We start from the raw sequence: 21,810 nt of genomic DNA, 5'->3' as shown, positions 1-21,810 counted from the left end.
CAGGACCATATATATTTTAGTATGTTACAATACCAAATATTGGATAAAGATGTCTGGGAATAAGTTAATCAAATCTTCAATCGATGGGGTGATTGTTTGTTAAAAGTATTTTTTTCAGTATTATCCGCAATTCTTTTTCTGTTAATAAGTTCATCGTTTACACAAATGCCTTTTCATTTGGAAAGAAAAATTTTTGATTTAATTATAGGACCTACTTTATACTTACCATTTGGGTTAGGTATTATAGGAATAATCTTTGGCATTTTCGGTGTGAAAGGATATGTAAGACTTACATTAGTATGCTTAAATATATTTGGTTTGATTGGCTATCTTGTTATTTTTATAATGGCAACAATAGGTTTTCAAGAACCATAAAATTAAATAAAGTTCTTCGCGATTCTGCAGTAATGTAGATATTTCTCCTATTGAACAATCTCCAAAAGAGTATAATAATATTTGTAAGAATATTACAATGCGTTACGAAGGGGATGCGTTAAGATGTGGGAACAGAAATTGATTGAAACAGCCAGAGGCACTTTCGAATATTTTGTGAAGGGAAGCGGTCAGCCTCTTGCTATTACGCATTTTTACAGTGCTTTTAATGAAAAAGGCAGTTGGTTTGCTAATCCATTCACTGAGCATTATCAAGTATTTTTAATTAATGTCCGTGGTGCAGGTAATTCAGATGGTATTGAAGCGGATGAGCAAATGACTTTAGAAGAAATTATTTTCGATTTAGAGGCGATTCGTGAAGCATTACATATTTCAAAATGGGCTTTTGCAGGGCATTCAACAGGAGGTATGCTTGCATTACAATATGCTGTATTAAAGCAACAATCTTTAACAAAATGCATTTGCGGTTCCAGTGCAGCAAGTAAAGCTTACGCAGCCCATCCAAATAGCATTTACTGTATGGAAAATAAAAATTTTAATCGGATTATCGATATAATGGAGAGTTTAAACGATCCGAACACGCCACAAGAAATACGAAAAAAACTGGATTTTGAATGGGCTTTGATGTCCTTTACTAGTGAAGAAAACCTAAAACAAGCCCTCACAATTCCGAATAGTGGACGTACTGTTGGTCGAGCACTGGATTACTTCAGAAAAGTAGCAGTAAAGTCATTTGATTTACGTAATGAGCTGCCGACAATTCATGTAGATACCTATGTGTTTGGCGGGAAATTTGACGCGCAATGTCCAGTTGAGTTTAGTGTTGAAATTGCTGAGCTCATTCCTAACTCTGAATTAACGATCTTCGAACAATCCAATCACTTTCCGTTTGTTGAAGAAGAGAAGGCATTTAAGGGCTTTGTTGAAGAAACTACCAAGACACAAAAGCATGTGTAGTATATAAATTAAAGTGCCATTTAATTGAATAACCTTCTTCTAAAAAATGACATGCCTGTTATCATTAGAAGAAAACCCGATTTAGCTAAAATGCAAAATCGGGTTTTTGAAGTATATATTTATTTTACAACGTCTATAACAACGTACGGTTGTAATTGGTATGGTTTTGGTGCGATATTGCGGTCATTCCACATACCGAACCAACGCTCTAATGGGTAGTAATAATAACCATCTTGCCAATGATCTGATGTATCATATGGGTCAGCAAAAATTAACATATCATCACCGATACCTGGTGTACCGTTGTTATCATAACCAATAATTGCTTGCCAATGACCACCCCAGTCAGCCCACTCTACCATAATTGGACGGTCGTTTTCTAAATGACCTGTTAACCATTTTACGAAGTAGCTATCCTTAGCATCTGAAACCCATTTTTCTGTTTCGTTTGAGTTTTCTGATGCGTATAAGCTATTCCATGTAAATGTTTCTGGTAAATTGCCAACGTTAGAGCCAGTAGCACTGCCATCTGCTTGAATTAAATCAGACTCTTTGTAGTCTGCACGGTAGCTAGATTCTACAACTTCAAAGCCTTCTAAGTTTTCAAAGAATGTGTGAATTCGGCTAACATCTGAACCGTATTCATGGAAGCTATTTGCAGAGCCTGGTTTTGCACCTTCAACATCAAGGTCTGTGTGTGCTTTCATTGCTTCAGCGATGTCCATTTCTGTCATGTCTTCTTTGCCAAAGTGATGAAGCACCATCAATGAAGTTGCTGGGCCGCAAGACCATTCCGTTGTTTGTTGGAACGTTTTAAAGTTTTCAATGATTGTTAAGTTTTCATCTGATTTCATGTTGTAGAAATCTGGTGTTTTGTAGTAGCGTGATTCTGCATTGTCGCCTGCATTGTCATATGCATCTGCGCCGCCATTTGCATCATAATCTTCGCCTTTAATGGTTGTTGGTTTAACTGCCACAGTAGTTTCTGCTGACGCTTTCGTGTCGACTTTAGCCTCCGTGTTTTCTTTCTCGTCTCCTGAGCATGCACCGAGTAGTAATACAGATGCTAAAACTGCTGTAAGGGTTTTTTTCATTTATCATTCCGCCTTTTAATAGATTTGTATCAAATATTTGATACAAAAAAACATTATATACATTTTAGGGGAGAGAGCAATAGGTTTAAGAAAGTGCGGAATATTATATTTATTAGCAGTAGGTATAAAATCGATTTTGAAAATACACTACAATTTTATAACTACATTAACAACAAATATGAAATTAGAGGTGGCTAATGGATTTTTACTAGCTGGTTTGAAATAAAAATATCACCATAGGGCTCATACTTTGAATAGCTGAATTTCCTTAAATAGTTTAAAGGGAAAAAATATCGGGCAATTAAGGAATAAGAGAACAAATTTAAATATAAAGGAGCATAAACTATGACACAAACTTCTTATAATGATGTATACACGACCACTGAAAATGAAAATAATGGGAAGCTTTTAAAAGGTATAGTGTTAGGAGCAATTATTGGTGGTGCGCTGACACTGCTTGATTCAACGACACGAAACAAAGTAACTACTACAACAAAAAATATGAAAGATTCGACACTGGATATGTATAGCCATGTCAAAAACAATCCATCAGAAGTGAAGGATGACTTGCAAGAACGGCTGAAGTCCGCGTCTTCTGTTCTCAAAGAAGCAATAAGCGATGCACAAAATCTTTATGAAAAAGTAAACGAGAACATTATTATCCCAGTTAGTACAGTAAAGGAAGAATCAAGTGAAATTCTTGCCCAAGCAAAGGAAGCCAAGACGGACTTAAAGGTAATTAGCGGGAAAGTGAAAGAAGCCGGCGAAGAAGTGATCGATAGTAGTAATGGTCAAAATCAAGGTGCAAAGAAGTAGGCATAGCAATTTGAAAACAAATAATCTTTAAATCAGCAGGCTGGGACATAAGTAGAAATTTCTTTGTAAAAGGAAAAAAGTCTTATTAAGAAATTGATATTATATGAATTGATTGGAGTGAAGGGGCGACTCCTGGGGGAACAGCACGACGCCTGAGACTACAGGCTCAGGCCGTGCCCCCGGAAAGCGTCCCCGTAACGGAAATCAATTCTGGCAGAAGCAGAAAAACATCTATTTTTTCTTTAAAAAAATAGATGTTTTTCGTTTTGTCCCAGGCTCTTTTTCTGTTTCGAGGAAACGGTAATCGGAAGAAATTCTACATATTTAATCCAAAATAAGGAAAAATGAGTTACTATTTGAATATAAAAGAAAATGAGGTGTGATGATGAATGATAAAATAAAAAATAAAAAAATAGTCTATGGGATAGGCGTATTGTTTATTGTAGCTCTAATTGTAATAGTAGTAACGGTCTTTCCTTTTAAAAGCAAAAGCGAAATATTAGCCAGTAACGAAGTTTTTAATGATGTAGATTTTAAATCAAAAAACCTAGATGTGAACGGCTCCTATATTGACTATGAAAATGCGAATAATGAATATTTAAAAAAACTGCAACTGTCAGATGATGATAAATCTGCAATTATACAAGCTATAGAAAACTCTAAGTTTGAAAAAATACCAAAGCCAGATAAATTACTCGATGATTACGACTATATTGTTTATATTACATTAAATAAACTGTATGAGTTATATCTCGATTCAACAGAAAAACTATTAGTATTCGCCAATGAATATGATAACGATAGCGATCATTTGTATTATAAAATTTCTAATGACAGTAACTTATTTGAGTTATTAGAAGATGCGGCTTTTTCTAACGAGTGAAAATTAAAACGGTCACTGCTCTCCAGGAGTTAAGTGACCTTGTTTACTGTGTTGGTAATATTAAATGATTACTACATGAATTTCACCTGTAATAAACATTTTTATTCCTATTAATGAAATGATAATACCAAGATAAAATGGCCAAGGATTATCTTCTTTTTCCTTATCAAATGTAAAATAGGTTAATATACAAAAAACGAGTGTAAGAAAGGATAGTCCATATTGTGGAAAAAGGAATGCAAATCCACTCATAACAAGACTTATCATGCCATAAGGGTTTTGATTTTTAATACTTTTACTATACTTAGTTTGCTCCGCATCTTTTTCTCCCCAAATATCAATGTGTTTCATTTTGTTAAGAAAATCAATTATTTTTCTAAAAATATTCATAATTCACCCTTTTATATTTTACCATAATTATACATGTGCTAAAGCGAAAAATTTAAGGAGTAATCAAATGAAAAATCTTTTATTAGCGTCACACTGTATATTTCCAACATCGGATATAATAAAAACCGCTGAATTTTATGAACAGAAAATGGGATTTAAAGCTGTCACATATTTGAATGCAACTGAGCCTCATATATGTTTGTATCGTGATATAACAGAAATTATCTTAACTAAAACTAACGGACGAAAAGTAATTCCTAATAGAGATTTATATGGCTATGGGTACGATGCTTACTTTATTACAAAAAACCAAGAAGAACTTCAAAAAGAGTTCATTAATTCAAATGTGAAGATCGTTCGTTTATTAAATAATACGGATTACAACAATAAGGAATTTGTAGTTGAAGATATAGATGGAAGATGGATAGCGTTTGGCATTAAAGCCGAGGGAAATGGATGAAGCATTGTCCTTAAATTAACAGGAGTTAACATTCGGGCACTTTTCTGAAAAGTGCCCTTGGAAATAGAAGGAAACTGACTGTATTATCATTTTAAATAACTGCACTTTTTAAAACTTCTTGTTTTAACTTTGAATAAAGGATTGTAAACTGTTTTATTTCATCTTGGTTTTTATGTAGGTTGTGTTGACAATTGTAAGTCGCCATCCCTAACTTCGTAAGTTGGTTGATCAACATTTTCCACTCTGCCCATTCGGCTGATTGACTTAAGAACCCATTATAATACTGATCGAATTGTTCAATGAGGTAAAAACTTGAGAGCTCCTCGGAAATAGCATTAGTTGAATCTAATGCAACAATACAAAAAGGTATTATTTGTTGCGAGGTTGGTATAGATGCTGGAGAAAAACTTATCCTCGTTTCCAACCAATGCTTCATACCAAATACACCAAAAGCTGTATCTATAGGAATCCATCGGTTAGAATCTTTGTTGTAATACTCAATCCATCTATGGTCATTATGGTTCCATCCAAAAATGGAGTAGAAATTCCCATCCTTTTCAATGAGATTTTCAGAAAAATTTTGTCGATCCTCCCATTCTGGATGTGAGTTTATTTCCAAAATCCAACGTGTTTTTATTCCTATATGGTTTAAAACTTTTTCAACGACCTTCGCCTGTTCCGCACAATTCCCAGCCTTACGTAATAAGATTTCTTCCACAGTTCTTTCCTGATAGTCCGTTTCAATCCATTCAAATTCATCATTGATCCAGGAGAAGATGCGTTTTACTTTCTCATCTTCCCTTGTTGCACCCATTATTCTGTCGCTTATTAGATTAGAAATAGTTGTGTTGAAAGACACTTAATACCCCCCTTGATTTTAAATATTCTACCATTATACCAAATTAATGGGTATTTGATCTTTGAAGAAAACATCTGGTGATTGGTGAGTACTGTAATATAGAGGAAGGTAAAAACTAATTTAGGAGGTCGACAATCTTTTTACTTCCGAGGACTTTATTAGGGATACTGTGTTTCGGAGTTACATAAGAATTTTAGCGTCGCTTTATTAAACAAAACATATAGTACAACTAAAGAATGAAAACGTTTTACCTCTTATCAATTGGGGGATTGATTGTTAAATGTAATTTTTTCCAAAATTATCTACATTTCTTTTTCACTTAGAGGGGAAGAGTGGGTTTTCAAGAGCCATATTCTTTGAATATAAAAAAACCAACATATTCTTCTCCGAAATCAAAGGAGGTGATTATAATGAATAAAATACTCTTTGGTGTGTCTTTAGTTGGTTTAGTGTTCTCATTTATATTTATGGTAGTATCAATCTGGAACAATACTGATTGGATGTTGCTTGAAAGAGGTTATTATACTTTCGGAGTAATAACTGTAACAATAGCCGTATACTTAGCAATTCAACTCTTAGTGGAATTAAACAATCTCGACATATTAGGCAAATTCAATATGTTTTTATCCGTGGCATTTGCCGTAATCTCGATAATCTTCATGGCAATTTCTATAAGAAATACCGAGTGGGTGCTGCTAGAAAAAGGTTACTATTGGATGGGGCTAGGGTTTGTTACTGTAACATCAGCAATGGTTTCTGCTACTATATCAAGTATCCTTAAAAGTAACAAAGAATAACGTCAAAGGGTGGTGAGACGCAATGTTTCATCGCTCTTTCTATTAGTATATGAAAAAAGTAGCTCTCAGGGGGAACTTTTAAAATTAAATGTAGTATATTTATAGAAAATACCTTGATTTATCCTAAAGTAACTTTAACAGTAGAGTTTACATAGTCTATTACCTTTCCAGCAAAAAGGTCCTCTACAAACTTAATTGTAGAGGACCAATTTTTAAATTATTTAGCTTATGAAGCTCTACGCATTGATTTCATAATGAAGCTCACTATGAACACAAGGATTACGGCTCCAATAATAGCAGGGACGATATAGAAATCTGAAACTTTAGGTCCCCAACTTCCAAGAAGCATACCACCAATCCATGCACCAACAATACCTGCTACAATATTACCTATAATTCCGCCTGGTACATCTTTACCTAAAATTACACCTGCTAGCCAACCGATAAGGCCGCCAATTACTAAAAACCAAATGAAACTCATACTATCCAACTCCTAATTTTTATTTGTGATATTTCGCTATAGTGTTTTATAACCTTTATTTAACGAATTTAAACTTTTAGGAGAAAAAATTATTTTTCTCACATGCAAATAGATAGTTACAATTAAATTGGGATATATGAAATAACCGTGCGTAAAGCCGATGATTTATAACATACTAAGATTAAAACTTAAAGGTGTGATTGGATTGAAAAGGGCAGTTTTTTTAGATCGAGATGGCGTCATAAATGAGGTTCTGACACATCGAGTGAAATTTGTAAACGAACCGAAGCAGTTTTATTTTTTACCTGGGGTAGAAGAAGCAATTAAAAGTTTAAATGAGTATTTTGATTATGTGTTTGTCGTAACAAATCAAGGTGGAATCGGATTAGGCTTTATGAAGGAAAAGCAGTTACATAAAATTCATGACCATATGGTAGCTGAATTGGCGAAAAAGGGAGCAACGATTCATGAGGTTACCTATTGTCCACATAAACCAAAGGCTGGGTGTAAATGTAGAAAACCAAATAGCAAAATGATTGTAGATCTAGGGAAAAAGTTTAAAATTGATCTTGAACAATCATACATGGTGGGAGATACGGATACGGATATACAGGCAGGTAAAAAAGCGGGAACAAGAACGGTTTTTATTGGGAAGCACGATCCATTAGCAGATGCAGTGTATCCAAATTTAAAAGAGGCCGCACAATGGATTATTCAAGATTTAAAATGATAAGCGGTAGTGCCAAGCGATTTCTACTCGGCACTATGCTTTTTTACATTACAAGTGTCTTTAATTTAGCTAAATTTTCTTCTAAAAAAATAGCGTTTTTTTCAATACCACGACGCTTAGACCATCCAATACTATTGAAGGCATCTATAAATGAATAAAACGGTAACACAGTCTCTAAATCAATGAGCGGCCTAATACTTTTATAGCCTTCTTGAAATGCTTCATAGAAAGCAGGGTTAAAGCTTAAGAAATCACGGTTCAATTTGGTGAAATCGATTTCTGTTGAACCGAAGCGGACACTTTCAAAATCAATCATGCCTGAAACTTGATCACCGTCAATAATAATATTGGCCGGTCGGAAATCCATATGTACAAAGCTCGGTCCATCATGAGGAGGAAGCTGCTGTTTCATTTCCTCAAACTTTTCAATAGCTTTCCTGTACAAATGCTCGTCTACAACAGTGATCACATCTTCAGCAAAGCTATAAAATTGTTTTTCAATAAAATGAGACCAGTTTGGAAATTCATTTTGTATACCAGTTAATAATTTCCCCACTGGCGGACTAACCGTATGCATAGTAGCTTGTAGGACACCTACTTGAAATGCTACGGTTGGCGAAACATCTGTTGTTAACGGTTTTCCTTTTAATTCAGACAATAAAAAAGCGCCGGGACAGACATCATCACCAGACCAGTAATCCAACATTTCCGGAATAGCAACACGCCCCTTCAAAAACTCATAAGCTTCTAATTCACGCTGCCATTTTAATTTCGTATAGGGAATTTTCAAAAAAACAATGTCCCCATTTAATAACGTGCATTTATAGACGGTAGAACTATGAGAATTTTCCACATCACGAACAGATTGCACCTGCAGCCCAAATCGCTCAATTAAACTATTTAACAACAAACAAACCTCCCTTAAGCTAACTCTATTTTTGTAAGTATAAAAATAACAAGAATTATAAGCGTTAACATCAGAATACCGATTAAGGACATCCATTTTGTATAACGAATTGCGCCTTCAGTTACGTCTTTGTACTTCTCCCGTTTTAGCCACGCTAAACTTTTTTCGGGGTTGAAAAAGATCCAAATTAAAATTGCATATATTAGATTAATTGACAGTATAATCGCCATTTACAGCACCTTTCAAGAAGAATAAGTATTAGTTCGTAACCGAAATGAGAGCCACTAAATCCGTTAAACTGCTCAAATCCGTACGTTTAAGTATAACAGCTTTCAGTCTTTAAATGGTATAATTTTACACATGTAATTTTTTAAATTTAGTTGAAGTGAATAGTTTGAGATCAATGAAGGGAAGGGGGCATTGCTTTGCTAGAGTTAAGAAAAATTAATAGCGACAATTACGAAGAATGTTTAAATTTGCGTACAATTGATACCCATGTGGACTTTGTAGATTCTGTAGCATGGTCATTAGCCGAAGCGTGGGTGTTTTATGATGATTCCCGCCCTTTTGCAATTTATGCCGATAATGTGATGGTAGGTTTTGTTTCAATGTATATTGGCGAAAATAACCCCCAAATCATCAATTTTATGATAGATAGCCGGTTTCAAAGAAGAGGCTATGGATCAGCAGCGGCTAAGCTTTGTATTGAATATTTGTGTAAAGAATTCAATGCACGTAGGATTTCCGCACCAGTTAATCTAGAAAACATCACCGCACAAAAATTTTGGAGTAACTTAGGCTTTGAATCAACAGACGATATAGAGGATGGTTATCTTTATATGCGGTTATACATAACAGAAAAATAGGTCTGAGTGTCTTTCTCCTCCATAATCAGCATAGGCTACGGTTATGGAGGGTATGGTCTTGAAAAAAGATAAGCAAGTTCTCTATTTTTATATGATTTCGGTCACAATCGGAATCACACTCATTGCTATGGCAATAATCAAATATATTGTTGAAGTAAATGAACCTAAAGGATACTTAATCATAATTTTGGGATTTGTACTTACATTTAACTATATTATTTACTTAGAAAAAAAAGCAGGGATAAGTAAAAAAGTCATTTGGGTTAGAAACAGTTTGTATATAGTATTAGTAGGTTCTTTTATATACTTTTTATATTTTTAATTAGTGAAACAAGGACAGCACCTCCTTGATAGATGTGTCTAACAAATGGGGTGCTTTGGAATGTTTAAAGGAATGGAGGTTCAATGCTTTGGATATTAAGACGTTTCTTCTTAGTTCTATCGTTATCTATCTATTGATTAGCCTTCCTACGATGTTAGGGATTGGGTATGTTATTGATTGGATGCCAGAAGCAACAGAACTACAAAAATTTAAAGGATACGTTATGGAAGGACTTACAAACAATTACGTCATCAAAATTGTAATTTCCATAATAATCGGCGCTATCTCTAGCTTCTTTATACAAAACCGTAATTTTAAGTTGGATTAATCCGTTTAATATTTTTTTGCTTTCATTCTAGAACTATAATTAAGGATAAACTCGTACCCAAAAGCTACTATCAATCCAGTCCAAAAGATGATGCCGGAAGTAAGAAGTTCACTTCCAACTATTAGTGAGTAAACATAATTTATAAGTAATAGCAGCATATAAGTGTAAAAACCGAGGATGGCACCTTTTCTCCAATTATTCTGCTCAACCTTAGCCATCTTTCTGGAAAATTTCATTTTTAGCCCCCATATTGTTAGTTAACCAAAGATGATACAGCAATACTCCATACAATTAAAACAAATGACGCTGTTAATAAAAATGTATTGAAAGTAGTAGGTAAATCTTCTTTAACTTTTTTCATTATAATTACTAAATTAACACAAAATATAATAGCTAAAACAGGCATCAAATAAAGACTAATTACTAGAAATACTATCATCGTGTACTTTTCCTCCCATCTTTAAATCAAAAAAGCCCAATTCCTTATGAATTGTGCCCTTATGTGGAAAACAAATATTTTATTTCATTACACTTTCAAATTCTGCGATCGTCTTAGTAAACTTTGATTGAGTTTCTAGGACAATTTTTTGTAAATCGTCTGTAATTTTGCCGACATTTCCTACATCTTTTAAAATGGTTTCAACATTCAGATTGACATTTTTAATGGCATCATCAACATTACCAGCCAATCTTCTTACTTCTTCGGCTACTACTTTGAAACCTCGACCTTGTTCTCCTACACGGGCAGCCTCAATTGCTGCATTTAACGCGAGCACATTCGTTTGTCTGGAAATATTGCGAATCGTTTTAGTGATTTCCGTGATTAAATCAATGTGATTCTTTAATGATTCTACTGCCTGTATTTTTTCATTTGAATTTTCAACGACGAGATTCACTAATTCGATGGGCATTTCCTTTAATTCTGCAGTAATTTTATTGGTAGTATTTTCACGCTCATTAATATTCGTTGCTATTTTAAGAACGGCTTCTACGTTACCATCCTGATTTAGTATGGGGATATAGGTAGCTTCCAACCAAATGATATTGCCTAATTTAGTGACACGTGGAATCTTTGATTGAAACTTTACCCCTTTACTAAGATTACTCCATAATTCTTTATATTCTTTACTGTTTCTAAACTCCGACGTACAAAACTGCTCATGCTGCATATTTTTCATTTCGTTAACTGTATAGCCTAATGTTTCAGAAAAATTTTCATTTACCCAAATTACTCTTCTGTTTAAGTTGAACTCAATCATTGCTAAATTTGTTTCCATTGCAGCCAGAACAGATTTTTCATTTAGCATCTGAGTACTTACGTTAACGCCCGGAGAAAAGAACACTCCTTAGAAACCCCCTTATAAAGATATTAATTGCCTATTATCTAGGAAACCTCATTATATAGTAAATTAGTGCTAATTCGAAAGTATTTTGCTTGAAATGATTGAAATATATGTAAAATGTTCATTTCAAAAGAAGGGGAGTGTATTATATAAATCTTTTAATTGAAGGTTGTAGTTATAATCCCTTATGTGATTTTGTCCTTCCAATATGCTACATTTAAAATAAAAAGTGTTAACTAAGAGAGGGAAACCAAAAGTGGCTTCGCAATTAACAATGTATATTACACTTGTTTGTACTTCTGGAATACTGAATTTGTTCTTATGCCTGTATACATTTAAGAATCGTTATAAATATACGAATATCTCAAATTACTTTATTTTTTATACAGCAACAATAGGCATCTATTGTTTTGCTTCCGCGTTGTGCTTAATATCCACAACGCTTGAACAAATAACTTTTTGGAATATCATCTTATACATCGGGATGACCTTGTCTCCACCTTTAGGGTTATTGTTTATTATGGTTTATTTGGGCATTAAGGTTACGTTAAAAAGAGCTATCCTTCTTCTTGTTATTCCGTTCACTACTGTAATAATGGTAGCGACGAATAACTGGCACCATCTTCATTATCGGGTATTTGAACTAGACCCGAATTTAGGTGCCCCTTACGTTTACCAAGAGATTGGTATTTGGTATATGGTACATGGTATGTTCACATTTGCCTGCATGTTAGTAGCCTTTATCCTATTAATTTCTCGCTGGAAAGAAACAGCTAAGGGATATCGCCCACAGCTTATAGCGTTAATGTTCGGTCAACTTCTTCCTATGATAACGGCGTTTCTCTATTTGATAGGTTTCACACCTGTAGGAATTGATCCGGTACCAATGATTTTATGGATTTCTTCTGTGCTCTATTTATGGTCTATTAGCACATCGCGGCTGTTTACCATCATGCCAATTGCAAAAGACACGATATTTAATAGTATTAATGATTGTGCGCTTGTATTGGATAAATCTCACCGGCTAATTGAGTACAATCAAGCTTGCAGAGCAATACTTCCACTAACGGATAAATCCATGCTCGGTAAGAACTTTGCGGAGATATGGACGGAGCAAACAGGAGAGGCCTTGCCATTCCAATTAGGTGCCGATATTGTGGACATTCAAGAATTTAAACTTACGACGAATGATTCAGAGCGAATGTATCACGTTCGCATTACATCATTAGAACAGGAAAAAAATAGCAAAGGTCTATTGTTAGTATTTACGGATATAACGGAAATAAAAACGTTACAAGAAAAACTAGAGCAGCAGGCTTATTATGATGAGCTTACACAGATTTATAATCGACGCGCCTTTTTACAGAAATGCGAGCAGGATTTCATGGCAGCAAAAGAAACGTCCTCACCATTTACGATACTATTAATAGATATCGATCATTTTAAACGGGTGAATGATACGTATGGGCATCATATCGGTGACCAAGTAATCGTGCACGTAGTAAAGCTTTGCCAATCACAATTGCAGGAAGAACATGTCTTTGCCCGTTATGGCGGAGAGGAATTCGTCATTGCATTGAAGGAATACAATGAAGCAGAGGGCGAAGCATTAGGCAAGCGACTTTGTGAAACGTTGGAAATGGAGCAGCTTATGACTCCAGAAGGAAAGCTTTCTGTAACGTTAAGCATTGGCGTTGCGGAAGTAAAGGATTGGACAGAGGAAACGCTGCATCAGCTACTGCATAAAGCGGATAAAGCTTTGTATGCTGCAAAGGAAAAAGGACGCAACAGGGTAAAAACTTTCGGGGCGAGCTAGGAAGTAAATTCCTCTCATTGAGCTAGGAAAATAAGCGGAGAAATTCCTTCTATTTGCTAGATGACCGCTGTTCGGGGGTAAAATAAGGGTAAGTTTTCCGCTTATCACCTCGGAAAAACCTAATTGTAACTGCTTTTTCGATAAATAAGCGGAATTTCTCCGTCTATTTTGGCTGATTTTCCGGTGTGATTCAAAATAAGCGGAATTCCTACCGTTATTTTAAGGCTGAGGTATAAAAGTTACACGAACTAGCTAAAGGGAGGGATTGTACATGTTTGGATTGATAATGAGTGGATTACTTTGGATATTTTTGATCATGAAATTTTATAAAAATAGAAGCCTTTTTATGAAGCTTTCAAAAAAAGAATGGCTCCAGTTTGGTGCAGGGTTTTTAGTTGCATGGGCTGTAGCTGTGGTCGTCATTATTGGTGGTTCCAACTTTACGGATACTGTACAAATAGCTTGGCTAGTAAACGTTTTGGAGATTGCCATTATTTTGGTAGGATTAGCTTTAGCAGGCTTCATTATGAATAAAACCTTGCCGGAAAAATTAAGAGAATTTTACTCATAAAGTCAACAGGTGAACGGGGGGAATACAATGGATGACATTATAGGATATGCAGTAGTTTTTTTCATCATTTCAGGGTTGATTTATGCTTTAGTAAAACAAATTGATGATACAAAGAGTAGCGAAAATAGTGGGGGAAATCCGCTGTTCCGGAAACAGTTGCAAAGAAAAAATAAGGTGATGACTGCTACGTTATTCGGTATTTTATTATTTTTCACATTAAACATCATTAGCGGTATAACAAGTATGCCGGTATCAAATTCCATTACGGTTATCGGGATCTTTGTTAGCTTTTCTATATACTTATATGCAATGTTTGTAATGCCACCAAAAGAGGAAAATCAACGCTTTTTAAAGAACTAGGAGAGCTGCAGTGAGAATTAGATCAAGATGATCACCCCCAGGAAGAAAAGAGCAGCATATCCTAGTCTGGCAGTAATCATCTAAATGGTAAAGTGAAGATATAACCGATATAAAAGAACAACTCTCGGAAGAAAAAGGGCACTTTACTATTCAATGTCTTATATACTGAGCTTTGCGTAGGTGATGAATATACCTCCATCCCCATATATTTTGCCATTACGATGGCTCTTTTCATATGCAAAGGGTCACTTACAATAGTAAAAGTGTTCAAGTTTTTCTCATTTGCGATTTCATAAGCGTATTGCAAATTTTCTTCTGTAATTTTTGATTTCGTTTCAATAAAAATATCTTCTGCATTAACATTATTTTTAATAGCATAATTTCTTGCTACCTCTGATTCTGCATATGCATCATCCTCGGCCTTGCCACCAGTAAAGATAATTTTTTCTACATAATCATTCTCATAAAGCCAGATAGAATGATTTATCCGTTCTCGAAAAACAGGAGAAGGTTCATCCTCCCAAACAGCAGCACCAAGTAACCAAGTACTACAGCTGCATCAGTTTTAACTAATTGATTTTTGTTACCAAAAGACCAAATGCTAATAGCTGAATAGCATATGAAAATAAGAAAAATAACTATTATGGCAATAAACAATCTTAGCACGATCTTTTTGGTCAATTGAAATCAGTCCTTTGCAATATCTTACTGCTTTTGTTCAGGTACGTTCAATACCTTTATTTTTTTATACGAAATATAGTTGTATATGAAATCAAATATCGAAACGAAATAGGCAAAACAAACAAATAGTATTATAGGCGAATCATAACTGTAATAAATAAAGTCTTGTGAATGTAGATAAAGGAACCAAATTGATGTGATGACAAAAAGAGAAATATCGTAAGCAATACTTAGTGGGCGCTTAATCTTTGTTAGAGCAAAATTAAAAACAACAACTCTAAAAAGAACAAATAGGAGTAAATAGATAAAGTAAGCATATGTGACATAAAAGATTGATGGCTGTATAGATTCTGGTATCGTCAGCATCGGTATATAATCTCCTTTTAAATAGTTTATCGATAAAAAGTACAACTCAATAAAACGCCTAGTAGATGCTCATTCAAACACATCAAAAACTTTTCTTTCACCATCTTCAAATGGGCAATTAACAATTTGTAGATCTTTCATTTCCCAAGATGAGGAACGTAGATAGATAAATGAGTGATCCAGTTCGACAACATTGTGACTAGTACCATATTCTATATCGTCGTATTGCTCATGATAGCCAGGTTGTTCAATTGTTTTAGGCCTAAATAAATTTGGTGGCTGTTGTGTAGTTTCTTGAATTAATCCCGTACGAATATTGTATTGATGCGTATATATAAATTCATTAGACGACATCGGGAGATTATCATTTCCTATAAAGATCGTTGTACCGTCTGGCGAAACAGCTGCTAACATCATTGTAATCCCATATGACCTGATTTGTTCATATGAAATGCGATTCGTAACGCCTGAATCTTTCATATTAAATACGACCACTCCAAATGTCCCCTGCATAACGACTATGGTGTTATCGGCATATAAAAGTCTTGGCATCTCTGCACCGATATTCATTTGTTCAATGTCAGATAAGTCTAATGCTAATTCTTCCCCTTCTTTAACTTCTATGTTAGACGAACAACCAAATAGCAACAATAATAGAATAGCTAAATATAAAAATTTCAATTTCAAATACCCTTACACCGCCTTTTCTAAATTAGTCGTTAAAAATCCATTAAAGTTTCATGAAAATTCAGTTAATATTAAGGTTGTAGAAATTTATTAGGAGGTGTTTTATTTTGGGAGAAAATTCATTCCGCCATTTTCTTGATTCGTATTTAGATATTTGGCGAAATTCATCGCTATCAGACATGAAAAGAATAATTTCTAAAGATTATAAAGCAAGGGAGATTTCAGCAGGTGAAGTAATAGATTTTGGTTATGAACAGTCTATAGCTGGTTGGGAACAGGGTTTTGATTTTGTAAAGCGGGAGGGAAATAGCTGGAATTTAAATGAGGTTTCCATAATTCCTTTACGACAAGATGAAATGATGGCGATCTTATCAGCTACATTAGTTATTGATGGAAAAAAGTTAGAGAACGTTAGCTATTTTTTCAGACATTTAAAAAACAAGAAAATGAGGATTGGACATTAATAAGAAGTTACATAGAGACAGGCGTTTTGAGTAAAATTGAATTCCCCGGTGCGATTTTGTAGCTAGGGTACTTTTGGAAAGAGAAATAAGCGGAGTTTTTACTGTTATTTTCACAACGCACACCATTTCGGCATGAAATAAGGGGAGTAATTCCGCTTATCAACCTAAAAACCACCAAATATCCCCACCCGAAAGGCCAATAAGGGTAATTCCTCCGCTTATTTAGACCCATAATCCGTAAAATTTCAAAATAAGGGTAAATTATCCCCTTATTTTCACAACGCCCCCAAGCTAAATATATAACGGAAATCAATGAGTAAAGACAAACTTAAACTCATAGTAGATATCCGTTATTTTTTTATCTCTATTTAAGTGAATCCAAGAGCTCTTTTACATAAAAAATGGTTTATCACAATAACATTAACAGTTGTTGATTGATAAGGATTGAGTTTATCTAAGGAGAAGTAGATGCCGCTAGTTGCTTGATCTAGGATTGTTTGTATTTCTGAGAAGAGTAAGGGAGACCACGTTTTTTTAACATTTGTTTGATTTCTACTGTTTGGACGCCCTCTTCCACACATTCTGCGATGAGGCTGAGTATTTCGATATCTATTAAAGAAAATTTCCTTGTACCTTTGGACGAACGTGCGGGGAGGATGAGGCCACGCTCCTCATAATATCGGATTTGACGAATGGATAATCCAAGAAGTTCACTAACATTACCGATTGAAATGATTTTCTTATCGCGAAAAGATTGATAGTTTTCTTTCATAATAGACCACCTCTCGTTAATAAAAGTTACATACTAGTATTTTTATTGTGAATTTTATTGATCGCCTAAGTGGTATGTTAGGATAGTTAACATTTTATTTCAATAAAACATCTAAAAATGAGAAGTATGTTAGAAAATCTAACAAGATAGTAGTCAGAAAATTATAAAAATATATACTAAGGTTATCTCAAGCGAATGACCTTATCGAAAAATGGAACGCATTCCGTATCGTGAAACAGGTCTCTCGAAAACATTTTAGAGGAGGAAACCAAGATGATGAAATTAAAAAAGAATGGTTTTTATTTACTAATGCTGATGATGCTTCTTTTATTAAGTGCATGCAGTAAAGATGAAGCGAAAACAACGGCTTCAGCCGAAAATGGCGGTGTGATTCCTTTAAAAGTTGGTATTCAGAAAAATGCTGCTTTAACGAATGCCTGGATTGCAGAAAGTGTCGGTATTTATGAGGAGCACGGATTAGATGTCAAACTAATTGAATTTAAATCAGGCTCAGAATCGATCAATGCACAGCGTTCTGGCAGTGTAGATATTATTTTATCGGCACCAGGTACAGCGATGGTAGCCAATGAATCCGGATTTGACCTAGTATCCATTGCTCAAAATGAAATTGCACAAGCAGAAGGACCGGATACAGCGTCTGTTCAAGTATTAGCCGATTCGAATATTGAAAGCTTAAAAGATTTAGAAGGAAAAAAGGTAGCGATTTATGACTCACGTAACCAGTTAGTTTTAGGACTGAAAAAGATTATTGAAGAGTCTGGTGCAGATGTCGACAAAGTTGAATTTGTAGAAGTACCGTTTTCAAGTATGGGAGATGCCCTTAAGAACAATCAGGTTGACGCTATTTCTTTAGTAGATCCTTATACAACACAGCTCGTTTCTGAAGGAACAACAAAAGTAATCTCTTGGAATTACGTAGAAAGTATTCCGGAACAACCGGTAGGCGCTTGGTATGCGCGCAGTAAATTTGTTGAAGAAAACCCGGAAGCTGTTTCCCGCTTTTATGATGCGATCTCTGCTTCGATTGAATATATGTTAGCGGATGAAGAGCGTGCCAAAAAGCATATCGTTGATTTCACAGGTGTGGATGAAAAGTTAATTACCGATATGCCGCAAATTGCGTGGAGCAATGAATTCAATAAAGACGTTTGGCAACAAATTGTTGATATGTATGTAGAAGCAGGCGAGTTAAAGCAAAAGCACGAAGCAACAGAGTACTTTTCACAATATGTTACGGAAACTTTGAAGTAAAGAAAGGGTGGATTGTTATGAATTTATCAAATGTATATGAATTAGGTACAGACAGTGAAATGCAAATAGAGACAGGCCGTCCGAAAACGCTTATCCATATTGAAGGAGTGAACAAGGAGTTTTCTGTAAACAAAAATAAGATTACCGTATTTGAGAACTTTTCGTACAAAATCCCCGAAGGCAGCTTTCTTTCCATTGTCGGGCCTTCCGGATGCGGGAAATCAACACTGCTGAAACTGATTTCCGGGCTGGAAACTCCTACAAGCGGAACAATCAATTTCGATGGGCAAGTCATTAGCGGACCGCCCAAAGGAATGATTTATGTATTCCAGCAATATACGAAATCGATTTTCCCGTGGTATACCGTTTTGGAAAATATTGAATTTGGACTGAATACGCAAAAGAAAAATATTTCTAAGCAAGAAGCGAAAGAGCGCTGCATGGAATATATAAAACTCGTTGGTCTTGAAGGATACGAAGACTATTATCCATCTCAGCTGTCAGGTGGTATGCAGCAGCGTGTTGTCATAGCCCGTGCGTTAATTTGCGAACCGAAAGTACTTTTAATGGATGAGCCGTTCAGTGCGGTCGATGCGATGACACGAGCAATCTTACAGGAGCTACTACTGAGTATTTGGGAGAAGTTGCCGATTACGATTTTGTTTGTAACACATGATGTAGATGAAGCTGTATTTTTATCAAGCCATATTATTTCATTAGGGAAGGCACCTATTGGATTAAAAGAAGATATCGTTGTGAATCTGCCGTATCCCCGAAACCAAATTGATACGAGAAAAAGTAAACACTTTACGACGATGCAGTTGAAGCTGTTTTCAAGTATCTTCTCGCAGGAAAAAGGACAGGCGTAAAAATGAGATAGGAGGAGATGTATATGTTAAAACGTTGGCCGGGATTTGTATTAATAATAGCACTTTTAGTAATGTGGGAGATTGCCTCAAAAACGGGGATCGTTGACTCTGTAAGCATGCCTCCAGTCAGTCAGGTATTTACAACATGGGGCGGTATTATAGCTAACGGTGAACTATTAAATTACTTGCTGCCGAGTTTAGGGAGAATATTCAGTGGCTTCTTATTAGCAGCATTAGTAGCAGTTCCACTTGGTTTATTAATGGGAACAACACCATTTATTTATCGTTTGTTAGAGCCGATTACAGAGCTTATTCGTCCAATACCGGCTTCAGCTTATATTCCGGTAGCGATCTTATTTTTAGGAATTGAAAATGAAATGAAAGTATTCGTTATCTTCCTTTCAAGTTTATTCCCGATTTTATTAAACACTTACAGCGGTGTACGTGGTGTAGATCCAATCTTAATCGATACAGGCCGTACATTTGGTGTTTCGAAAATAAAATCTCTATTTAAAATCATTTTGCCGGCAGCACTTCCTTCTATATTAACTGGTATGAGGGTTTCGGTTGGTATTGCACTAGTAGTGGCTGTCGTAGCGGAAATGATTACGGGTAACAGCGGCATCGGGTATTTCATTTTGGACATGCAGCGTATTTTCCGTGTAGCAGAAATGTTTGCAGGTATTTTCACATTAGGAATTATCGGTTACTTAATTAACTTCGGTTTCTTAAAAGTAGAGCAATACTTCCTGCGCTGGAGAGGGAATACAGGCGGAGTTTAAATTTCGGGTTAATAAAAGGTACGAACGATAAAGGAGGAAATGACGATGGCAAGAATTTGGGATGAACTGCTTTCAGAAACGGATAAATTGGTGATCGAAAGAGGCGGCTACGGGAAGTCGAGGGGGCTAGGCAAAAATCCGCTGCTGCTAATCATTGATCCGCAATATAACTATATGGGAGAAAATGTGCCGATTGAAGAGCAGCTGCATAAGTATCCGAGCGGTGGCGGCGAAAAAGCATGGGCGACACTTGATAATGTGAAGCAGCTCAAGGCATTGGCGGATGAAGTGGGCATTCCGACAATTTACACAAGAAATGTGCAGAAAAGATCAATTCAGTTTGATTCCTTTGCTTTAAAAGCGAACCGCGACAATTCCAACTATGTGGACGGCATGCCAGGAACAATGATTATTGATGAACTATTGCCGTCAGATAATGATATCGTCGTGGACAAAAGCTACGCCAGTGCATTTTTCGGGACACCGTTAATTAGCTATCTTGTGAAGTTAGGTGTCGATTCGTTAATTGTTGTCGGCGGCTCAACTGGTGGCTGTGTCCGGGCAACGATTGTGGATGCTGTCACACATAATTTCAATGTAGCGATTGTAGAAGACGCGGTATATGACAGGATTGAACTGTCCCATAAGGCGGCTTTACTGGATTTATGGATGAAATATTGTGATGTTGTACCAACCGAGGCTATTAAGGAATACTTGCTTAACTTAAAGGCGGCCGTCAGATAACTATTTGAATGGAGGTTGTGGGATGAGGCAACAAACTTCAAACGTTCAATCAGTAGAAAGAGCTTTGCAAATTTTAACTTGTTTCACAATCGAAGAGAACAGTTTATCCGTTAAAGAGATTTCAGAAAAACTGCTGCTGCCTAAAAGTACAGTAGTCCGGATTTTGCACACATTAAAATCGCAGCGCTTTATCGAACAGGACAACTTAACGCAACTCTATCAATTAGGCTTTAAAGTGTTTGAGCTAGGGAATGCCTATGCAGCGACAATTGATTTAAGACAGGTGGCGCTCCCAGTTATGCGGGCGCTTAATGAGGAAACATTGGAAACGGTAAGTTTAAACGTACTCGATGGCTACAACCGTGTCTGTATAGAAAAGGTGGAAAGCAGTCAACAAATCCGAAACTTTGTAAAAGTCGGTGGACGTAGCGCACTTTGCTACGGGGCTTCCGGAAAGCTGTTGTTCAGCTATTTATCGAATGATGAGAAAAAAATGGTGATGCAGCAGGAAGCACTTGATTTCAGTCAGCAGGAAGTTCTGCTGGAGCAAGCCCGGCAAATTCGGAATGATGGCTATGCAATCAGTTTAAGCGAGCGGATTGAAGGGCTGCTATCGATTTCATCCCCGATCTTTGACAGCAAGCACCAGATCATTGGGGGATTATCGATTTCTGGCCCGGTAGCGCGGATGGGGGTCAAGCAGGAGCAGATGATTCAGTCATTACTAAAGGCTTCTGTAGAAATCTCCGAAAAAATGGGCTACATCCAACTGATTATAGCTTCTGAGTAATGGGATCATG

The 21,810-nt window shown here is 35.8% G+C and carries 29 protein-coding genes and 1 pseudogene; 19 read left to right on the top strand and 11 right to left on the bottom strand.

The genetic code is table 11. The features are described from left to right. The first annotated feature begins 96 nt into the window (after positions 1-96). Positions 97-375 carry a hypothetical protein gene (locus tag NYE67_RS16120; protein ID WP_340730520.1) on the top strand — a complete coding sequence of 93 codons (279 nt, stop codon included), beginning with the start codon at positions 97-99 and terminating at the stop codon, positions 373-375. 123 nt (positions 376-498) lie between these two features. Beyond that, positions 499-1,350: an alpha/beta fold hydrolase gene (locus tag NYE67_RS16115; protein WP_340730519.1), complete on the top strand. Its 852-nt coding sequence runs from the start codon at positions 499-501 to the stop codon at positions 1,348-1,350. Positions 1,351-1,469: 119 nt separating this feature from the next. On the opposite strand, the gene NYE67_RS16110 is transcribed toward NYE67_RS16115, so the two are convergent. Beyond that, positions 1,470-2,444: a papain-like cysteine protease family protein gene (locus NYE67_RS16110; RefSeq protein WP_340730518.1), complete on the bottom strand. Its 975-nt coding sequence runs from the start codon at positions 2,442-2,444 to the stop codon at positions 1,470-1,472. A 345-nt stretch (positions 2,445-2,789) separates the two neighbouring features. Between NYE67_RS16110 and NYE67_RS16105 the strand changes: the two genes are divergently transcribed. Continuing rightward, on the top strand, positions 2,790-3,260 hold the full coding sequence (locus NYE67_RS16105; protein ID WP_340730517.1) for a YtxH domain-containing protein: 471 nt from the start codon (positions 2,790-2,792) through the stop codon (positions 3,258-3,260). Positions 3,261-3,645: 385 nt separating this feature from the next. Then, a complete protein-coding gene (locus NYE67_RS16100) occupies positions 3,646-4,143 on the top strand; it encodes a hypothetical protein (protein ID WP_340730516.1) in 498 nt (165 codons plus the stop codon). A gap of 60 nt (positions 4,144-4,203) precedes the next feature. Here NYE67_RS16100 and NYE67_RS16095 read toward each other — a convergent pair whose 3' ends face one another. Continuing rightward, the gene (locus NYE67_RS16095) at positions 4,204-4,533 is read right to left on the bottom strand and encodes a cell division protein FtsK (protein WP_340730515.1); all 330 of its coding nucleotides are present in this window, start codon (positions 4,531-4,533) and stop codon (positions 4,204-4,206) included. Positions 4,534-4,600: 67 nt separating this feature from the next. Between NYE67_RS16095 and NYE67_RS16090 the strand changes: the two genes are divergently transcribed. Then, positions 4,601-4,993, top strand: coding sequence for a VOC family protein (locus tag NYE67_RS16090; RefSeq protein ID WP_340730514.1), 393 nt, complete (start codon positions 4,601-4,603; stop codon positions 4,991-4,993). 91 nt (positions 4,994-5,084) lie between these two features. Here the strand turns inward: NYE67_RS16090 and NYE67_RS16085 are convergent, their stop codons facing one another. Further along, complete coding sequence (locus tag NYE67_RS16085; protein ID WP_340730513.1) at positions 5,085-5,852, bottom strand: transglutaminase-like domain-containing protein; 768 nt, start codon at positions 5,850-5,852, stop codon at positions 5,085-5,087. Positions 5,853-6,262: 410 nt separating this feature from the next. Between NYE67_RS16085 and NYE67_RS16080 the strand changes: the two genes are divergently transcribed. Continuing rightward, a complete protein-coding gene (locus tag NYE67_RS16080; RefSeq protein ID WP_340725947.1) occupies positions 6,263-6,649 on the top strand; it encodes a hypothetical protein in 387 nt (128 codons plus the stop codon). A gap of 226 nt (positions 6,650-6,875) precedes the next feature. Here the strand turns inward: NYE67_RS16080 and NYE67_RS16075 are convergent, their stop codons facing one another. Continuing rightward, positions 6,876-7,130 carry a GlsB/YeaQ/YmgE family stress response membrane protein gene (locus NYE67_RS16075; protein WP_340730512.1) on the bottom strand — a complete coding sequence of 85 codons (255 nt, stop codon included), beginning with the start codon at positions 7,128-7,130 and terminating at the stop codon, positions 6,876-6,878. A 205-nt stretch (positions 7,131-7,335) separates the two neighbouring features. Here NYE67_RS16075 and NYE67_RS16070 point away from each other — a divergent pair, with 205 nt between their 5' ends. Next, positions 7,336-7,860 (top strand): D-glycero-alpha-D-manno-heptose-1,7-bisphosphate 7-phosphatase, encoded by a 525-nt coding sequence (locus NYE67_RS16070; protein ID WP_340730511.1) that lies wholly within the window; start codon positions 7,336-7,338, stop codon positions 7,858-7,860. A gap of 43 nt (positions 7,861-7,903) precedes the next feature. On the opposite strand, the gene NYE67_RS16065 is transcribed toward NYE67_RS16070, so the two are convergent. Both NYE67_RS16065 and NYE67_RS16060 read right to left on the bottom strand, forming a co-directional pair. Then, complete coding sequence (locus NYE67_RS16065) at positions 7,904-8,767, bottom strand: phosphotransferase family protein (protein ID WP_340730510.1); 864 nt, start codon at positions 8,765-8,767, stop codon at positions 7,904-7,906. A gap of 14 nt (positions 8,768-8,781) precedes the next feature. Continuing rightward, positions 8,782-8,997 carry a hypothetical protein gene (locus tag NYE67_RS16060; protein WP_340730509.1) on the bottom strand — a complete coding sequence of 72 codons (216 nt, stop codon included), beginning with the start codon at positions 8,995-8,997 and terminating at the stop codon, positions 8,782-8,784. Between the two features lie 195 nt (positions 8,998-9,192). Between NYE67_RS16060 and NYE67_RS16055 the strand changes: the two genes are divergently transcribed. The 3 genes from NYE67_RS16055 (at position 9,193) to NYE67_RS16045 (ending at position 10,283) form a co-directional block, all read left to right on the top strand. Then, positions 9,193-9,633, top strand: a complete 441-nt coding sequence (locus tag NYE67_RS16055; RefSeq protein WP_340730508.1) for a GNAT family N-acetyltransferase — start codon at positions 9,193-9,195, stop codon at positions 9,631-9,633. 58 nt (positions 9,634-9,691) lie between these two features. Beyond that, entirely contained in the window at positions 9,692-9,955 is a 264-nt protein-coding gene (locus NYE67_RS16050) for a hypothetical protein (protein WP_340730507.1), read from the top strand. A gap of 88 nt (positions 9,956-10,043) precedes the next feature. Next, positions 10,044-10,283, top strand: a complete 240-nt coding sequence (locus tag NYE67_RS16045; protein WP_340730506.1) for a hypothetical protein — start codon at positions 10,044-10,046, stop codon at positions 10,281-10,283. 5 nt (positions 10,284-10,288) lie between these two features. Here the strand turns inward: NYE67_RS16045 and NYE67_RS16040 are convergent, their stop codons facing one another. Both NYE67_RS16040 and NYE67_RS16035 read right to left on the bottom strand, forming a co-directional pair. Further along, entirely contained in the window at positions 10,289-10,519 is a 231-nt protein-coding gene (locus tag NYE67_RS16040; RefSeq protein WP_340730505.1) for a hypothetical protein, read from the bottom strand. A 282-nt stretch (positions 10,520-10,801) separates the two neighbouring features. Further along, positions 10,802-11,590, bottom strand: a complete 789-nt coding sequence (locus tag NYE67_RS16035; RefSeq protein ID WP_340730921.1) for a methyl-accepting chemotaxis protein — start codon at positions 11,588-11,590, stop codon at positions 10,802-10,804. A 292-nt stretch (positions 11,591-11,882) separates the two neighbouring features. Here NYE67_RS16035 and NYE67_RS16030 point away from each other — a divergent pair, with 292 nt between their 5' ends. From NYE67_RS16030 to NYE67_RS16020, 3 genes are all read left to right on the top strand, one after another. After that, positions 11,883-13,442, top strand: coding sequence for a histidine kinase N-terminal 7TM domain-containing diguanylate cyclase (locus NYE67_RS16030; protein WP_340730504.1), 1,560 nt, complete (start codon positions 11,883-11,885; stop codon positions 13,440-13,442). Positions 13,443-13,713: 271 nt separating this feature from the next. Next, positions 13,714-14,013, top strand: a complete 300-nt coding sequence (locus NYE67_RS16025; protein WP_340730503.1) for a hypothetical protein — start codon at positions 13,714-13,716, stop codon at positions 14,011-14,013. A 27-nt stretch (positions 14,014-14,040) separates the two neighbouring features. Next, a complete protein-coding gene (locus tag NYE67_RS16020) occupies positions 14,041-14,373 on the top strand; it encodes a 4-aminobutyrate aminotransferase (protein ID WP_340730502.1) in 333 nt (110 codons plus the stop codon). A gap of 76 nt (positions 14,374-14,449) precedes the next feature. Here the strand turns inward: NYE67_RS16020 and NYE67_RS16015 are convergent. Both NYE67_RS16015 and NYE67_RS16010 read right to left on the bottom strand, forming a co-directional pair. Further along, positions 14,450-15,054, bottom strand: a pseudogene (locus tag NYE67_RS16015) (YdcF family protein). Between the two features lie 435 nt (positions 15,055-15,489). Continuing rightward, positions 15,490-16,101 (bottom strand): hypothetical protein, encoded by a 612-nt coding sequence (locus NYE67_RS16010; RefSeq protein ID WP_340730501.1) that lies wholly within the window; start codon positions 16,099-16,101, stop codon positions 15,490-15,492. A 113-nt stretch (positions 16,102-16,214) separates the two neighbouring features. Between NYE67_RS16010 and NYE67_RS16005 the strand changes: the two genes are divergently transcribed. Next, a complete protein-coding gene (locus NYE67_RS16005; protein ID WP_340730500.1) occupies positions 16,215-16,571 on the top strand; it encodes a flavoprotein in 357 nt (118 codons plus the stop codon). A gap of 487 nt (positions 16,572-17,058) precedes the next feature. Here NYE67_RS16005 and NYE67_RS16000 read toward each other — a convergent pair whose 3' ends face one another. After that, positions 17,059-17,343, bottom strand: a complete 285-nt coding sequence (locus tag NYE67_RS16000) for a MerR family transcriptional regulator (RefSeq protein ID WP_340730499.1) — start codon at positions 17,341-17,343, stop codon at positions 17,059-17,061. 273 nt (positions 17,344-17,616) lie between these two features. On the opposite strand from NYE67_RS16000, the gene NYE67_RS15995 reads away from it, so the two are divergent. The 5 genes from NYE67_RS15995 to NYE67_RS15975 are packed head-to-tail and all read left to right on the top strand — an operon-like array spanning position 17,617 to position 21,800. After that, positions 17,617-18,615 (top strand): ABC transporter substrate-binding protein, encoded by a 999-nt coding sequence (locus tag NYE67_RS15995; RefSeq protein WP_340730498.1) that lies wholly within the window; start codon positions 17,617-17,619, stop codon positions 18,613-18,615. A gap of 17 nt (positions 18,616-18,632) precedes the next feature. Next, entirely contained in the window at positions 18,633-19,484 is an 852-nt protein-coding gene (locus NYE67_RS15990) for an ABC transporter ATP-binding protein (RefSeq protein WP_225231197.1), read from the top strand. 23 nt (positions 19,485-19,507) lie between these two features. Then, positions 19,508-20,266: an ABC transporter permease gene (locus NYE67_RS15985; RefSeq protein WP_340730497.1), complete on the top strand. Its 759-nt coding sequence runs from the start codon at positions 19,508-19,510 to the stop codon at positions 20,264-20,266. Positions 20,267-20,311: 45 nt separating this feature from the next. After that, complete coding sequence (locus NYE67_RS15980; RefSeq protein WP_340730496.1) at positions 20,312-21,010, top strand: isochorismatase family protein; 699 nt, start codon at positions 20,312-20,314, stop codon at positions 21,008-21,010. Between the two features lie 22 nt (positions 21,011-21,032). Then, positions 21,033-21,800, top strand: a complete 768-nt coding sequence (locus NYE67_RS15975; protein WP_340730495.1) for an IclR family transcriptional regulator — start codon at positions 21,033-21,035, stop codon at positions 21,798-21,800. Positions 21,801-21,810 lie beyond the last annotated feature (10 nt).

Origin of the sequence: Solibacillus sp. FSL W8-0474, from assembly GCF_038004065.1 — a bacterium.
GTDB classification, from domain to species: Bacteria; Bacillota; Bacilli; order Bacillales_A; family Planococcaceae; genus Solibacillus; species Solibacillus faecavium.
The sequence above is the reverse complement of the archived record's forward strand: the minus strand, read 5'-3'. Positions and strand labels throughout refer to the sequence as shown.